We start from the raw sequence: 15,623 nt of genomic DNA, 5'->3' as shown, positions 1-15,623 counted from the left end.
ATGGCCGTCGCCGATGGCGATGTCGTCTGCGTCCCGCGCGGACACCACCCCTGCGGTGCACCACATGGCTTTGAGATGTATTACCTAAACGTCATGGCAGGACCACGCAGAAACTGGAAATTCCAACCCGCACCAGAAGTCAAACACCTCATGTGAAAAGAGGTCCGGAGACCGAATGATGACACATAGATTTACCCTTGCCGCCTGTGCTGAGATGTTATGGCCCGATAAGCCGATTGAATGGCGTTGTGCGCGTTTGGCGGAACGTGGCTTGCAGGTTGGGCTGTGGGATTGGCCCGCGCATGATCTGCAGAAGTTGCAGGCCAGTGGCGCTGAATTTTCGATTATGAACGGCTATCTACAGGGCCGTTTGGCGGATGATGACGGGGCGGATCTGCTGCTTGCCTCTGCGCGGGAGACGGCGCAGGTTGGAAAACAGTTGGGCGTGGCGCGGCTGAATTTGCATGGCACGGGGTTGGGTGACGGCGGGTTGCCGGTGCTGCCGAGCGAGGTGACGACCGGGGCGATGTGGCTGAAAGCGCGCGATACGCTGTGCCGGATCGCGGATCTAGCGGATCAAGAAGAGGTCGTCTTTACATTGGAAAACCTGAATCTGCCGGTGGATCATCCTGGAGTGCCCTTCGCACGTGCAGAAGAGACGCTGGCCTTAGTGCGTGCGGTGGACCATCCGCGTGTGCGGCTGAACCTTGACCTGTATCACGCGCAAATCGGTGAGGGGAACCTGATTGAACTGTGTCAGGCCTGTCAGCCGTGGATCGGTGAAATTCAGGTGGCGGATGTGCCGGGCCGGTGCGAGCCGGGCACGGGTGAAATCAATTACCCCGCTGTGGCGCGGGCGCTGCGCGATATGGGATATGATGGCCCCGTTGCAATGGAGGCCTTTGCCAAGGGCGATGCCGATCTGGCGCTGGATGCGTTTGTTGCCGCCTTCACGCTGTAACCTGCTGGTTTTGCGGTGAAGTGCTTGGAGATTTCCGCGTGGCATGCAACAACTGGATGGGCGCTGAATGCGCCTGTCTGTTTAGGGAAGCCCAAGAATGACCAAACCTTGCATGATTTGCGTTGCGATCACCGGATCGCTGCCGAAGACAAGCGACAATCCGGCCGTGCCGGTCACGGTTGCGCAGCAAATTGAAAGCACGCATGAGGCCTATGAAGCGGGCGCGGTCATTTGCCACGCGCATGTGCGCAACCCGGATGAGACACCCAGTTCCGACCCCGAGCTGTTTGCGCAGCTAATTGAGGGAGTGCGCAAACATTGCCCGGATATGATTTTTCAGGCCTCAACCGGGGGGCGTTCGGGCGCAGGCGAAACGCGTGGCGGCATGTTAAGCCTAAAGCCCGATATGGCGTCTTTGTCGGTGGGATCGAATAATTTCCCGACGCGGGTTTATGAAAACCCGCCGCAGCTGGTGGATTGGCTGGCGTCGGAAATGAAAACCTATGGCGTGAAGCCCGAAATCGAAGCCTTTGATCTGTCGCATATTTTTAAAGCGGCGGAGATGAATCGCGATGGCCGCATTCCCGGCAAGCTGTATGTGCAGTTTGTTATGGGGGTGAAAAATGCGATGCCCGTCGACCGCGAGGTATTCGACTTCTATATTCAAACGGTCAAGCGGTTGGTGCCCGATGCGGAATGGTGTGCGGCCGGGATTGGTCCGCATCAGCTGACGATCAATGAATGGTCGATTTCCAGCGGTGGGCATGCGCGCACTGGCCTGGAAGACAATATCCGGCTGGATCGCGACCACCTGGCCCCGTCAAATGCGGCGCTGGTCAAACGGGCGACCGATCTATGCGAGAAATATGAACGCCCCGTGGCTACCCCGGCGCAGGCGCGCGCCCTTTTGGGGCTGTAACCGATGCGCATTGCGGTCTTGGATGATTGGGCAGGAGTGGCGGCGGATCTGGCCGATTGGGACAGTCTGGCCGCCGAGGTCGTGGTGTTCAACGACCCCATTCCCACCGCGCAACAGGCCGCGATGTTGCAAGAGTTTGAGGCCATCTGCGTCATGCGAGAGCGGATGCCGATGACCGCCGCGCTGATCCGGGCCTTGCCGCGTTTGCAGTTGATCGTGACCTCCGGGCCGCGCAACCTGTCGATTGATCTGGACGCGGCACGGGCCTGCGGTGTGACTGTCTGTGGCACGCAATCGCGCAAAACCACCACATCCGAGCTGACCCTGGCGATGATATTGGCGCAGGGGCGTGGGTTGATCGCGTCGGCGCAGGGGCTGGCGGCTGGCGGGTTCCAGACGGGTATTGGGCGGGACATGGCAGGGTTGCGGATTGGGCTGGTCGGGCTTGGAAATGTCGGTGGGCAAGTCGCGACCCTGTGTCAGGCATTTGGATCGCAGGTTAGCGCGTGGTCACCGAATTTGACGCAAGAACGCGCGCAAGAGATTGGCGTGCAACGTGCCCCTTCGTTGCGGGATCTGGCGGCGGGCGCGGATGTGCTGTCATTGCATATGGTGTTGTCGCCGCGCAGTGCTGGCTTGATTGACGCGCATGTTTTGTCGGCATTGCCCAAGGATGCGCTGGTTGTGAATACATCGCGCGCAGGCCTGTTGGAGCGGGATGCGCTGTGCGATTGGCTGGCGAACAATCCTAAGGCCCAAGCCGCGATTGATGTCTTTGAGGTGGAGCCGCTGCCTGCGGATGATCCCTGGCGCGCGGCGCAGGCAAAATTTGGTGCCCGACTTTTGATGACGCCGCATCTGGGGTATGTCAGCCAGGGGACATGGCACCTGTTTTACAACCAGACCTTGGAGGCGGTGCGCGCCTACCTCGCGGGCCAGCCGATCCGTGTGCTAAGCTAAGTTAGCCCGCCTTCAGGCTCAGCACTTTTTCAGTATCTGCCCAAATCGCAGCAAGCTGTTCCAAACCTTCACGAATTTTTTCAGTCTTGCCTTCGGTCGCCAGCGTCTCATGTTGTTTCAAGATGCGGTGTAATCCGCAGATCCCAATAATTGCAGAGGACCCGGCAAAGCGATGCGCCAGCTGGGCATATTGCGTCATGTCTTCGGCATCGACCAATTGGCGCAACAAGGCCAGACGCATCCGACCTTCGGTCAGGAAGTCTTGTTGCAACTCACTAAAGGCTTTCTCACCAAAAGTGCTTTGTAAATCCGCACGCACGGCACTGTCCAAAAGCTGGACTGTATTCGGGTCGGGGGCGGTTGATCCGGGCATTCGTGTGCCATCAAAAACGGTGGAGAGCGCCGCGCGCGTGATGGGTTTTGAAATGACCTTGTCACAGCCCGCTTGCAGCAGATTTTCAACCGCCTCTGGCAGCACATTTGCGGTAACGGCAATGATCTTGGTGTATTGATTGGCGCCGGGATTTCCGCGGATATGCCTTGTGGCTTCTAGGCCATTCATAACGGGCATATTCAGGTCCATTAAGATCACGTCATAAACGCGTTCCTGCGCCATATCGACGCCGGCTTGTCCGTCCTTTGCCTCCCAAACAGAATGCCCGGCCCGAATAAGCATTTCGCGCATCACCACGCGATTCAGCGGATTGTCTTCCACTACCAAAATATCATGGCTGGGGATATCTTTCGGCGGTTGGCGCAGTTGCACAACGGAAGATGCGGCACCCTGCAGTTTGCGCGCGGGTTTCGCGGGCAGGGTAACCCAGAAAACAGATCCCTCCCCCAATTCGCTTTCGGCGCCATATGTGCCGCCCATCGCCTCAATCAGGCGGCGTACAATGCCCAGCCCCAGACCGGTGCCGGCAATCTCATCTGAAACAGTGGCATTGGCAGCGAAAAAGTCGTCGAAAATACGGTTTAGATCATCGCGAGCGATCCCGATTCCGGTATCGATCACCCGAATTTCCAAAGAATTTTGAACCCGGTCGTGCTGCAGCTCTACACGGACTAGGCCATCTTTGGTGAATTTAATCGCATTGCCGATCAAGTTGACCATCAGTTGTCGGACGCGCGTTGGGTCGCCCATCAACAGGCCGATTTCTGGGCCGACGACCTCCAGTTCCAGCTTGTTCCGCTGTGCCGTGGCAGCGTTTTCTTGCGCGACGAAAATCTTATGCACAATATCCGTAGGCGCATAGGCGACATTTTCAAACTTCAGCTTTCCGGCATCCAGTCGCTCGACATCCAGCACGTCATTGACATGATGCAACAAAATTTGACCGGATTGGTCCATCGCTTCAATATAGCGGGCCTGTCGCGCGTCTAGATCGGTGTCGCGGATCAGTTCAAGCGTACCCAGCAACCCGTTTAGCGGCGTGCGCAGCTCATGGCTCATCACCGCAACAAAATGTGCCTTAGCGCGTTCGCCCGCCATCGCGGTATCGCGCGCGGCGATAAGTTCGCGCCTTGCAGCTTCGCGCGCCGAGATATCGCGTAGGAATGTCACATAGCTTCGTGCGGCGCTGATTTCCGTGGCCGCGATGGACAGCTCGGCTGGAAAAACGGTGCCATCGTCACGCTTGGCAAGGAGTTTCACAAGACCTTGGCCAAACGGATAAGGGTTCGTGCTGTCATCGGGGTCAGGGGTGATAAGGCGTGACAATTGCAAGCCGATCGCCTCGTCACGGGCATAGCCGAAAATCTTTTCGGCGGCGCCGTTAAATTCGGTGATATGCAACGTGTCATCGGTTACAATGACGGCGTCTAGAGACGTGCCGATCATCGCCTCCAACCGGTTCTTTGCCCGGCCGAGTGACTGTGCGGCGCGGCTGCCAAAGCGCCACAGGAACCAAAGCGCGACAAGGCCCGCACTGATGGCAAGAATAAGTGCGGCTGTCAGCAGAGCCAGCTTTACCAAAGAGTGGAACACCTGTTCCCGCTGCAGCTTGACCTGATCGGAAAACACTTTCAGGCCCATCAGGGTCATCGCGCGCACATCTTGTTCCAAGCTGCCCATTTGCGCCAGAAGATTGCTGCGTTCGCGCGGCAGATCAGCCCGGTTTTCGTCAATTAAATTCGCAGTTTGCGCAAGGAACGCTTGTACGTTCTTCAAATCTTCGCGCGCCCCTGCATCTACAAATATGGGCTGAAAGCTTTGCCCCTCTCCGACGATTGCCACACGGCTGTAGAAGATATCGAACCGTTTCAGGAACGCGTCAATCGTGTCGGGTTGCTGTGGGTCCAGCCGCAGCAAAGCGCGCTCCATCTGACCGAATTCCACATCCAGCTGTACGAGCGACCATTGTTGACTGTCCGCATTGGCGTAGGAGAGGGCGTCAATTTGATGTTTGACCTGAACGCCGTGCCGATAGATTGCATTCAGGGCAAAGATCAATAGGCATAGGGCTACGGCAGCAGAAACCTGCTTCAAAATTGAGGATCTGAAGGAGGGCGCGCCGAACAGCCGCATCTGAATGTCGCTTACTCGTCGACGGTCAGCTTGGCGACCTGCCAAACGCTGCGTGTATAAATGACCTCTGTCCGAAGCTCCTCGCTGGAATCATACGGATAGACGACCCATAACGGGCCTTTGTCGCGTACAGACATTGGTTTGCCGTTGCGTTCATAGGCCAATAGCGCTTCGCTATTGAGGATCTCTGATACGGGGATCGAGACCGCGTAATCATTGATCGCGGTTACAACCAATGTGCCACTATCAATGCCAAACTGCTCCAGCAGGTCACGCAGTGGGATGCCGCGAAAATCTTGCGGTCCGTCGGTCCAGATTGTCGTTGTCGTGAAATTATTCCCAGGCAGCGCGGATAGCGCATCCAGGTCGAATTCATGGGTTTGATGGCCTGACGCGAACTCGCCTTCAAGCGTCAATATCGTTTCACCCGCGACTGAGGGTCGCGCGCTTACGAAAGGGAGTGCGATGGCCAATGTTAGGCAGACAAGAATGGCGCGCATGGGATCCTCGAATCATCATTGTTCACGAAATATACTCGCATAATTGCAGGGTTTTCCGGGGCGCATTCGGGTTAACTGGTTAAAATATGTTAGGAATTTAACATATTTTAATTTCATGCGACCTTGGCCGAATGGCTTGCGTGCTGTGTGCGCTTGCGACTAGATCAAGCGCAAGCAGGGTGGCGGGGGCGTGGTTGAATGCAATCGGGCGGAATTGATCTGGGCGGCACAAAGATCGAGGCGCGGCTGTTTGATGCCGGGTTCAATACCTGTGTGACACGGCGAATTGCGACCCCATCTGAGGGTTACGACAGGCTGTGTGCTGCGCTGGCAGAGCAGATCGGATGGTTGCATGAACAGGCGGGTGGCACGCTGCCGATTGGGATTGGTTTCCCTGGGATTATGGCGCCGCAAACGCAGCAAATATATGCCGCAAATCTGCCGCTTTCTGGCTCTAATTTAGTCAATGATATTAAAACCTTGACAGGGTGCTCTTTGGCGTTGGTCAACGACAGTCTGGCCTTCGCTTTATCTGAGGCGACGCTGGGTGCCGGGCAGGGATATGACAGCGTTCTGGGGCTGATTATTGGCACCGGTGTTGGGGCAGGGCTGGCAATTGACGGGCGTCTGATACCCCGCTGTACGGGGCTCGCGCTGGAGGTGGGGCATCTGGGCGTGCCGGCCAGGTGGCTGGCGCAATCGGGCCTGCCCTTGCGCCAATGCGGCTGCAAAAAGCTGGGATGCTATGAGGCCTATTTGGCCGGTCCCGGGCTGTCATGGATGGCTGCGCAGGCCTTGTCGAGGGACATCGCGGTGCCCGATCTGGTGGTTTTGGCAGAAACAGATTTCGTGGCAAAGCAGGTTTTGAACACCTGGTCAGATCTGGCTGGAGAGCTGCTTTTGGACCTTCATCTTAACCATGATCCGGGCGTGATTGTCCTAGGCGGCGGGCTTTCCAAGATTCCGGGGGTGCTGAATCGGCTGCAAAGCGGATTGGAACGGTGCCGCCTTGGCACCAGCCCTTTGCCGCAGATCGCTTTGGCGGAACATGGCGACAGCTCTGGCGCAAGGGGCGCAGCGATCTTTGCAACACAACAGCTGCGAGGGGGATGACATGGTGGCGATATTGGCACGCCAGCTGTGGCGGGACGGCGCTATGTGCGCCGATCAGCTTGTGCATATGGATGCGACTTCGATCCGCGCAATCCAGCCCTTTCGGAAACAGCCCTATGATCAGGAGGTGGCACTGGTCGCGCCCGCGCTGACAGATTTGCAGGTGAATGGCAGCGGCGGGGTTATGTTGAACTCCAATCCGGATATCAGCGCGATCCGCCATATCGTGGCGACACAGCGGGCGCGGGGCACAGGTTGGGTGATGCCGACATTGATCACCTGCGAGGCCGCGAAAATGCACCGGGCTGCCGATGCCGCGTTGGCGGCGCAGGGGCTGCCAGGATTTGTCGGACTGCATCTGGAAGGGCCACATCTGAACCCGTCACGGCGCGGCACGCATAGCGCGGACCATATCCGGGCCTTTGACCGCGATACATTGGATATCGTGGCAAAACTGCGGGCGCGGGATTTGCCGGTAAAGGTCACGCTTGCGCCGGAATGCGTTGCCGGGGACGATATTCGCACGCTTGTGAAGCTGGGGGCGGTCGTGTCCGCTGGCCATAGTGCGGCGAGTGCCGAGCAGGCCCGGACCGGGTTTGCATTGGGGATTGGCTGCGTGACGCATCTGTATAATGCAATGCCGCAGATGGGCTCACGTGCGCCGGGCCTGCTGGCGGCGGCGATTTTGTCAGACGCTTACAGTGGCATTATCATCGACGGGCATCATGTCGCCTGGGATATGGTGGCGCTGGCCTGCCGGGCCCGGCCAAAGGATCGGATGTTCATGGTATCAGATGCGATGGCGACGATTGGCGGCCCTGATCAATTTGAACTTTATGGCGAGCAGATTTTGGTCCGGGACGGTGCTTTGGTCAATGCGCAGGGGGCGCTGGCCGGGGCGCATGTTGATCTGGTGACATGTCTGCGCAATGCGGTGGTGAACGTTGGATTGGACTTGCACGACGCCTATCAGATGGCGGCCATCACCCCGCGCGATGTGATGGGATTGGACCATCCACAGATCGCGCCAGGCACCCCGCTGGAGGAGGTGCTGATTTTGGATGCGGACTTGCATCGTTGCGACCCAGACAGGTTTTTGTAAGCCGCCAAAACACCGCGAAAACGGGGTGCGTGATTCTGTGAAGCAGTGCTTTTCGCGCGCTTTGGTAAACGCCGCTCCGTCCCGCGTGAGGTCAGGCCGCGGTGAGTGAGTGCGGCTCATGCCGTCCGGCACCGGCCGTATACCTGCCGTAAAACATCATGTTTTCAACAGGAAGAAACGTAGGACAAGGGAATTTGTTCCCGACCATTTGCAAAAATTTGGCAAGTTTCCGCCGGTGAAAAATACGCCCTCTTTGTTTTAACCACAAAATCCTTCAAACGCTCGTCAACAGCCCGGAGCACATGGGCATAGCAAAAACTATTCGGGACAGATGAGCGTGAAATTCGCGATGACCTCTTTTCGTGGGCTGCTGCTTGCATGCGCCACTATGTTGACCCTGACGGCCTGTTCCAAGGCGCCCGATGGACGTATGGGTTCTATGAGCTTTGCGCCCGAACATGCGCGGCCTGCAGGTCTGGACAATGAGCGTAAACAATACGCCATCCGCACCGCGCTAGAAATGGATGCCCGGGGCCAGCGTGTGTGGTGCGTGCCTTTTGCCCGCAATGCCAGTGGCGTTGAAATCCGTGGCAATGCGCGCACCTGGTGGCGCAGCGCACAAGGGGTTTACCCGCAGCGCAACACGCCCGCCGAAGGGGCCGTGATGGTCTTCCAAGGAACGCGGAAAATGCCGATGGGGCATGTGGCCGTTGTGTCCAAAGTGGTGTCAGAGCGGATCATCCAAATTGACCATGCCAATTGGAAGCGCAACAAGGTGTCGCTTGGCATGGAAGTCATGGATGTGTCGGAAAACAACGACTGGTCTGCCGTCCGTGTCAAAAGCAACGCGCAATCATATGGCAGCACTTATCCAATCTATGGGTTCATCCTGCCGCTTGCACAGGGGTAATCCGCCTTTCGCAGGTAATTCAGGCGGGTCGTTCCCAACGGAGCTCTAAGCCGGGTCGTACCGAAACAGATGCGGCCCGGCTTTATATCACAATAGGCTTTCTTCAAAATCGCTTGCCGTGATGCCTTGAAACACAAAGCGATCGCCGCCGATCAGGTCATCCACGACCGTGTCGCCATTGACCTGGGTGATCGTGGCCGTGCCAGCGGCGACAGCGTCGTTAAGCCACTCGCCACCCATGGTGCCATCAATGCGGAACTGGTCTACGCCCAGCTCAAAGTCAGTGATTGTGACCGATCCGGTACGGGCCCCTGCCGTATTGTCAAATTGGAACATATCTGCATCTGCGCCGCCTGTGCCAATATGGTCTGCGCCGCGTGCCAAATCAAAAACCAAGACATCTGATCCGGTGCCGCCGTCCAGGCTGGACCCGTGAAGCCCGCTTTGGATCAGGTCATCGCCATGATCCCCGATAAGAACATTTGCGCCTTTATTGCCTGTCAGGGTGTCATTCCCGGTGCCCCCGGCCAGCGTGTCATCGCCAGCACTGCCCGTCAGCAAATCGTTGCCGCTGCCGCCGAACACCTGATCATCCCCGCGTCCGGCATGGATCACATCATCGCCGCTGCCTGCGACAATGATATCCTGCACATCGGTGCCCGTCAGCAAATCCGCACCCTGTGTGGCGGCGATCCCCTTGGCATCGACCCAACCGTCGATCAGGGTGTCTTCAACGGAAAGCGTCGTCACCTGTGTCGGGCCCAATCCTAAGGTGCTCATCAGTGCATCGGCCTGCATGTCACTTAATGTCAGGCTTTGGGTGGGGCTGAATGTGATCACCACATCGGTCCCGTCTTGCAGCAGGCTAGCGGAGCCATCGGCAAGCCCGGTGGCCAAGCGCGTGGCCAAATCCACACCGTCAATCATGATGCTATCTTCGGCTGCGGTAAAATCGGTAATCGTCGTTTTAGCGATTTTACTGCCAGAGGTGCCAAGGATGCGAAACACATCTGCGCCTTCGCCGCCGCTGGCGATATGGGTGCCGCCTTTTGATGCGATCAACAACAGCTCATCATTGCCGGCGCCACCTTCGAGCTGCGCGCCGTATTTGCCCGAATGCAAATAGTCGTCACCGGCCCCGCCTTGCAATGTATCATTGCCCGCTCCGGCCAAAAGCGTGTCATCGCCGGCGCCCGCAATGATCACGTCGTCTTCTGCGGTGCCTGACAAGGTGTCTGCCGCGCCCGTTCCATGTACCGCACTGCCTGCTGCCGCAATATCTGCGGCATTCAACACGGTGAAATTATACAGCGTCACCTGTCCGCTGTCGGTCGTGATCACAAGGTCGGTCTGTGATCCGTTCCCGTTCGCATCCGTCACGGTGCCCAACGACAAAAGGGTTGCAAATTCCAGCGCGCCCTGGCCCAGATCCAGTCGATCACCCTCGGCGTGACGGTAATCGGTGATGTCATCGGACCCGCCTGTATGCACAAATAGATCAGCGCCATCGCCGCCGTTCAGCTGGTCATTGTCCAGGCCGCCGGCCAGCACGTCATCACCATCGCCGCCAAACAGATGGTCATGACCGTCACCGCCGGACAAACTGTCTGCACCATATTGGCCATAAAGATGGTCATCGGCGCCAAGCCCGGCAATCACATCATCGCCTGTGCCGCCATAGGCGAAATCGGCAATCCGGTCATGGCCTGTAATAGTGTCATTGCCGCCGTAGCCATAACCAAAGCCGACGCCATCCACATCGTCAAAGCCCAATGGATTTTCCTGATAGGCCTCGTTGCGCAGTCGCGCGGCGACGATATCCGTCGTGATCGCCTCGTCATTCTCGTGGTCCGCCGGGGCCTCGCCCAGCGAAAACAGGTTCAAGCCGTGGCCAAGGGAATTTGCATGCAGATAGCGCAGGCTTCCATTCGCGTCGATGACGACAAAATTCGATCCACCTGTTTCCACACCGGGGAACCATGCGGCGCCAATACCTGCCTCGGCGAACCATTCGTGGCTGCGGGAGAACAGGAAGATGGCGCTGTCGATTTCCGCAACATTATCTGCGAATGCGCCATTCGCGTTTGTTTCGGTCAAGATGATGTCATCATCACCCAAGATGGCGTAATGCGCTTCCAGCATCGCGTCCAATTCGGCCGTGGTTGTGGCCTGGTCCGTGTCACCCCAGCCCGGATAAAGATGCGACGCCCACACCAGATCCTCCCCCAGTGAGACACGCAAATATTCCAGCGCGCTAAGCCCGCCCAGATCGCCCTTGGCCAGATCGTCAAACCCGGCAGAGTAGCTCCAGCCTCCGACCAGAAATTTCCCCCCAAGTGAGGCGCCGATCAGGTCGGACAATTCCGCCATATGGGTCGCATAAAGTTCCACGAAACGGTGTGACGTTGCAAGATCATCCAGGCCTGCCCCACGCGCATAGGTGGCGGGTTCATTTGCCAGTTCAAAACCATAGACCGCGCTGGCGACATCGGTATGGGCTTCCAGCCAGGCGGTTAAATTGGACCAACCCTGCTCCATACCGTCATAAATATGCCCATCGAGCGCAGTATAAATCGCATCCGCATCCCCCGAGCCACCATCGTCAAAGCGTTGTGCATCGCCACCGGCATAGGTGAAGATAATCTGAAATCCTTCGGCCGCAGCGGCGGTCAGAAAGCGCTCATATTGCTCATGCAGGGTGCCATCGGCATTAAAGCTGAATTCATTAAAGGGCAGGCGCAGGGTATTCACGCCGGGCAACGCTTCGCTGATCTTGGCTGCGAATTGTTCGGGATTGCCATCCATCCCAATCGGAATCGTCTGCAGGCTGCTTTGCCAGAAATAGTATTTCGCGTCAGAGGCGACATTGGCGGCATAGCTGCCATCGGCTTTATCCGCCGTCATCTGATCTTCAGCGACAACCTGCAGATTGATGATATTGAGCGCGGATGTATTCGACATGTGCCAACTCTTCCCAAGATACCTATTTCGTTCACGGTTATCCGGGCGGATTTGGGCAGGAATTTGACGTGTAAAATTCTAAATATAGCAGAGAATGATATTTTTAAGGCAATTCATTGCTAAGCCTATGGTGGCGCAAGGAAATAAAACTTTAGGGTGATTAATATGTGCCATGCATGCGCAATGCGTGTGCGTGCCGCAGGCGGGCAGGCGACGCATTTACGCCGATGGGTGCCGCCGTGAAAGTGGGAGTGGCCTAGTCGAAGCTGGAATATTTCGCACCGTAATTTAGTGATTTATCGCCGCATTGCACCACGACCTCGCGGATCCACTCGCGCTCTCGCCCCTGGATTTTTTGCAAATCACGGCCAAGTGCGGCACGGCCAGAAACAGCGGATTTAGAAAAGTCGCTGTCAAAGCTGCCCAATCGTTTGATCCAAAATTGTTGCCCCTCCGAGATAAAATTACCTGCGCCGGACACACCGGTTTGCACCTGCTGAAACGCGGCAAGGCAGTAGCCTGCTTCGACCTCTTGTGTTGGGGTGTTGAACAGATAGGCGGCCGGGGCGGCGAATTGATTGTTCCATACCAGATAGAAAAGGCCGATGACCGTTACGATTGCCCCCGGGCCAAGCCCCCAGACCACCCAGTTAGGCAAGACGGGCTCATTTCGATGCAGGGTGGCGGCCATGGTATTATGCTCCTTAAATTTTGGGCATCCAACCATGGTTGGGTTAATGTTTTGCCAAAATCGCCGCAATGTTCCGGTGTTGCGCACCCTTGGGCAATTTGCGCGGATCTGCCAACGGATTGCAGTGGTAACTCAAAGGTTAATCGTAGTATTCTTTGTTCATAGGATCATATTTCGGACGTGAAGATGGATAGTGACCTGTTTCTGGTATTTGGCCTGATCGTCGCGGCTTTCGCGATTCCAGCTGTCATTTCGGCGTTTTCGGACAGCCGCCCTCCGCGCGCAGCGGCAATTGCGGTGATGGTCGGCGGTGGCATGATCTTGATGGCCGTGATGTCCAAACCCGGCGGCTATTCGGCACAGCAGGTGCCCGAAGTCTTTGCGCGTGTGCTGGCGAATTTTCTGAATTGACCACGGTGGACATCAATTCTGCCATGACCGCGCGTTTTTCCCTTGCCATAAGGCGCAATCCTTCCTAGAAGCCGCGCTCTAAGCCCGTGCGGCCGGCCTCAGTGGCATGCCGAGTCGCGCGTAAACCCCCTGCAAAGGAGACGGAAATGCCCAAGATGAAGACAAAATCCGCAGCCAAAAAGCGGTTCAAATTTACCGCGAGTGGCAAGGTCAAAGTCGGTCACGCTGGCAAACGCCACGGCATGATCAAACGTTCGACGAAATTCATTCGCGACACTGCTGGCACCATGGTGCTGTGCGATGCCGACGAGAAGATCGTCAAAAAATACATGCCGTATAACCGCTGATCGGGGAGACTGAACTATGTCACGCGTTAAATCAGGTAAAGTCACCCACGCCCGCCATAAGAAAATTCTTAAGGCCGCCAAAGGTTACTACAGCTCGCGTTCGCGCAACTTCCGCACAGCCACTCAGGCTGTCGACAAAGCGAACCAATATGCGACCCGCGACCGTAAACAGCGTAAGCGTAATTTCCGCTCGCTGTGGATCCAGCGTATCAACGCTGCAGTGCGCAATGTCGATGCCGAATTGAGCTATTCGAAGTTCATCAACCTGCTCACCAAAGCCGGTATCGAAGTGGACCGTAAGGTTCTTGCAGATCTGGCCGTGCATGAGCCCGAAGCGTTCAACGCGATTGTTGCACAGGCGAAAGCTGCAGCATAATCGTCCTTGACGTAAGACTATCAAGAACCCCGCGCCGGAAACGGAGCGGGGTTTTTCGTTTTGGTAGGGTCAGTGGTGCCGGTTATAGGATGCTATGGCGCGATAATGCAGCTGTCCAGAACAGTCTGACCAAACACATCGACCAACCCGACATCGCTGAGCCGCGGCCCGGCATTGCATACCAATGACGCCCCAAACAGCGCCTTGAACACCAGATAGGGCGGTTGCCAGTCGACCAACGCATCCAAGGCGCTGCGCAGGGCTGCGAAGTCACCGGCAATTTGATCCAGTGGTGCATCACTGATCAACCCGGCAAGGGGCAATGGCAGGCAGGCGATAACCTGTCCTTGGGTCGCCACGGCCACGCCGCCGCCTGCCTGGCGCACGGCATTGGCTGCGGCGGCCATGTCAGAGGGATCTCGGCCGAAAACCGTCAGGTTGTGGCTATCATGTGAAATGCTACTGGCAAATGCGCCGCGCCATTGGCCCCAATTTTCCAAAAAGGCAACGCGTGCAGGCGTGTTGGCACCGTGCCGATTGATCACCGCCATGCGGATCATATCGTTGGGTAGGCATAGCACGCCATTGTGCACCGCGACGTCGCGCTGTCCCCATTCGGGGAAGCGGGGTTTCGACAAGGTGGCGATACGCGCCGATGCGCCGGTGGCCGGCACCTGAAAATCATGCGGGGACAGGAGCGCAAGACGCATCGTATCGCACAACGCAAGCGGGACGGGTTTGGCGACAGGCGTTTGGCACAGCGTGCCATCTGTGGCGGTGATTTGGCCGTTCGTGATTACAACGCGGGCTTGCACATTCTCCAGATCCGACAAGATAACCATATCTGCACGCCGCCCCGGCGCGATCAGTCCCAGATCAGGCCGCCCGATCCGGTTGGCTGCGTTGAACGTTGCCGCGCGATAGGCCCAAAGGGGGGGGAGGCCACAGGTGATCAGCTTGCGCACCACCGCATCCAGCCCGCCATCGTTTAGCAAATCATCGGGGAATACATCATCGGTGCAAAGCGTCACAGTCTGCGGCAGCGCGCCCAGATCCGATATTGCGCGGCAAAATTCAGGCAGCAAATGCGCGTGGGATCCGCGAAGCTCAATCGTAAATCCGGCTTCCAGCTTAGCCAGAAGATCGTCTGCGCTGGTCAGTTCATGATCAGTTTCGACCCCGGCGGCTGCGAACGCGGCAAGATCGCCGCCTGTAAGACCCCGACCATGGCCGCAGACGCGCTTGCCGCTCGTCAGCCCTGCGGTGACAATTCCGGTTACACGGGGATTGCCATCCAGAAGCGGTTGCATGGTCATCAGCTCGGCTGCGCCATAGGTATCATCGCGGGCCAGCCATTTGGCCACGGTTTGGGCAGTGAAATTACCCCCGCTGGCCTCATATCCGGGGGCAGAGGGCACACAGGTTGGCACCAATGGCAGCAACCGTAGCGGCAGATCCTGAGCAACATCACAGGCATAGGCCATGCCGGCTTCACCTGCGACATTGGCCAGTTCATGTGGATCCCACATGGCCGTGGTCACGCCACGCGGCACAACGGCGGCAGCATATTGCGCCGCTGTGACCATTGAACTTTCGACATGCATATGGGTGTCGATCAGCCCTGGAACGACGGTTTCCCCCAATGCATCAACCTCTTGTGCGGCTTTGCGCATGGGGTCATGCGGGTGAACGCTGGCAATCAGCGGACCAACCACGCCGATATCCACGGCACGCAGCCGGCCCGTTACCATATCCATTATCTGCGCATTTCGTACCAACAGGTCGAATTCGGCCTGGCCTCGGGCGGCTTTGACCGCATGTGCGCGCAGGGCCGGATCGTTCATG

15 protein-coding genes are annotated in these 15,623 nt (G+C 57.4%); 10 read left to right on the top strand and 5 right to left on the bottom strand.

Annotated features, from left to right (window positions below; all coding sequences use genetic code 11):
- From BFP70_RS20525 to BFP70_RS18355, 4 genes are all read left to right on the top strand, one after another.
- Nucleotides 1-156, top strand: a 156-nt coding sequence (locus tag BFP70_RS20525; protein WP_176715475.1) for a 5-deoxy-glucuronate isomerase, incomplete at its 5' end; no start/stop codon positions are given.
- Nucleotides 157-178: 22 nt separating this feature from the next.
- Nucleotides 179-961 (top strand): TIM barrel protein, encoded by a 783-nt coding sequence (locus BFP70_RS18365; protein WP_083217613.1) that lies wholly within the window; start codon nt 179-181, stop codon nt 959-961.
- 97 nt (nt 962-1,058) lie between these two features.
- On the top strand, nt 1,059-1,880 hold the full coding sequence (locus BFP70_RS18360) for a 3-keto-5-aminohexanoate cleavage protein (RefSeq protein WP_066013266.1): 822 nt from the start codon (nt 1,059-1,061) through the stop codon (nt 1,878-1,880).
- Between the two features lie 3 nt (nt 1,881-1,883).
- A complete protein-coding gene (locus BFP70_RS18355) occupies nt 1,884-2,840 on the top strand; it encodes a D-2-hydroxyacid dehydrogenase family protein (protein ID WP_066013264.1) in 957 nt (318 codons plus the stop codon).
- Between the two features lies 1 nt (nt 2,841).
- Here BFP70_RS18355 and BFP70_RS18350 read toward each other — a convergent pair whose 3' ends face one another.
- Nucleotides 2,842-5,367, bottom strand: coding sequence for an ATP-binding protein (locus tag BFP70_RS18350; protein ID WP_066013262.1), 2,526 nt, complete (start codon nt 5,365-5,367; stop codon nt 2,842-2,844).
- A gap of 11 nt (nt 5,368-5,378) precedes the next feature.
- Complete coding sequence (locus tag BFP70_RS18345) at nt 5,379-5,867, bottom strand: molybdopterin-dependent oxidoreductase (protein WP_066013258.1); 489 nt, start codon at nt 5,865-5,867, stop codon at nt 5,379-5,381.
- Nucleotides 5,868-6,065: 198 nt separating this feature from the next.
- Here BFP70_RS18345 and BFP70_RS18340 point away from each other — a divergent pair, with 198 nt between their 5' ends.
- The 3 genes from BFP70_RS18340 to BFP70_RS18330 all read left to right on the top strand — a co-directional run bounded on the left by BFP70_RS18340 (nt 6,066) and on the right by BFP70_RS18330 (nt 8,992).
- Nucleotides 6,066-6,980, top strand: a complete 915-nt coding sequence (locus BFP70_RS18340; RefSeq protein ID WP_066013255.1) for an ROK family protein — start codon at nt 6,066-6,068, stop codon at nt 6,978-6,980.
- Complete coding sequence (locus tag BFP70_RS18335) at nt 6,916-8,082, top strand: N-acetylglucosamine-6-phosphate deacetylase (protein WP_255356779.1); 1,167 nt, start codon at nt 6,916-6,918, stop codon at nt 8,080-8,082. Before BFP70_RS18340 ends, BFP70_RS18335 begins: the two co-directional genes overlap by 65 nt.
- 331 nt (nt 8,083-8,413) lie before the next feature.
- Nucleotides 8,414-8,992, top strand: coding sequence for a CHAP domain-containing protein (locus tag BFP70_RS18330; protein ID WP_066013251.1), 579 nt, complete (start codon nt 8,414-8,416; stop codon nt 8,990-8,992).
- An 87-nt stretch (nt 8,993-9,079) separates the two neighbouring features.
- On the opposite strand, the gene BFP70_RS18325 is transcribed toward BFP70_RS18330, so the two are convergent.
- Both BFP70_RS18325 and BFP70_RS18320 read right to left on the bottom strand, forming a co-directional pair.
- Nucleotides 9,080-11,953, bottom strand: coding sequence for a calcium-binding protein (locus BFP70_RS18325; RefSeq protein ID WP_066013249.1), 2,874 nt, complete (start codon nt 11,951-11,953; stop codon nt 9,080-9,082).
- 256 nt (nt 11,954-12,209) lie between these two features.
- Nucleotides 12,210-12,644, bottom strand: a complete 435-nt coding sequence (locus BFP70_RS18320) for a hypothetical protein (protein WP_066013247.1) — start codon at nt 12,642-12,644, stop codon at nt 12,210-12,212.
- A gap of 186 nt (nt 12,645-12,830) precedes the next feature.
- Between BFP70_RS18320 and BFP70_RS18315 the strand changes: the two genes are divergently transcribed.
- The 3 genes from BFP70_RS18315 to rplT all read left to right on the top strand — a co-directional run bounded on the left by BFP70_RS18315 (nt 12,831) and on the right by rplT (nt 13,778).
- Complete coding sequence (locus BFP70_RS18315) at nt 12,831-13,055, top strand: hypothetical protein (protein WP_066013245.1); 225 nt, start codon at nt 12,831-12,833, stop codon at nt 13,053-13,055.
- 146 nt (nt 13,056-13,201) lie between these two features.
- Entirely contained in the window at nt 13,202-13,402 is a 201-nt protein-coding gene (rpmI, locus tag BFP70_RS18310; RefSeq protein ID WP_066013244.1) for a 50S ribosomal protein L35, read from the top strand.
- Nucleotides 13,403-13,418: 16 nt separating this feature from the next.
- Nucleotides 13,419-13,778: a 50S ribosomal protein L20 gene (gene rplT / locus BFP70_RS18305; RefSeq protein WP_066013242.1), complete on the top strand. Its 360-nt coding sequence runs from the start codon at nt 13,419-13,421 to the stop codon at nt 13,776-13,778.
- 92 nt (nt 13,779-13,870) lie between these two features.
- Here rplT and BFP70_RS18300 read toward each other — a convergent pair whose 3' ends face one another.
- On the bottom strand, nt 13,871-15,622 hold the full coding sequence (locus tag BFP70_RS18300) for an adenine deaminase (protein WP_255356778.1): 1,752 nt from the start codon (nt 15,620-15,622) through the stop codon (nt 13,871-13,873).
- Between the last annotated feature and the right edge of the window lies 1 nt (nt 15,623).

It is taken from the genome of Thioclava sp. SK-1 (assembly GCF_001705665.1).
GTDB lineage: Bacteria > Pseudomonadota > Alphaproteobacteria > Rhodobacterales > Rhodobacteraceae > Thioclava.
The sequence above is the reverse complement of the archived record's forward strand: the minus strand, read 5'-3'. Positions and strand labels throughout refer to the sequence as shown.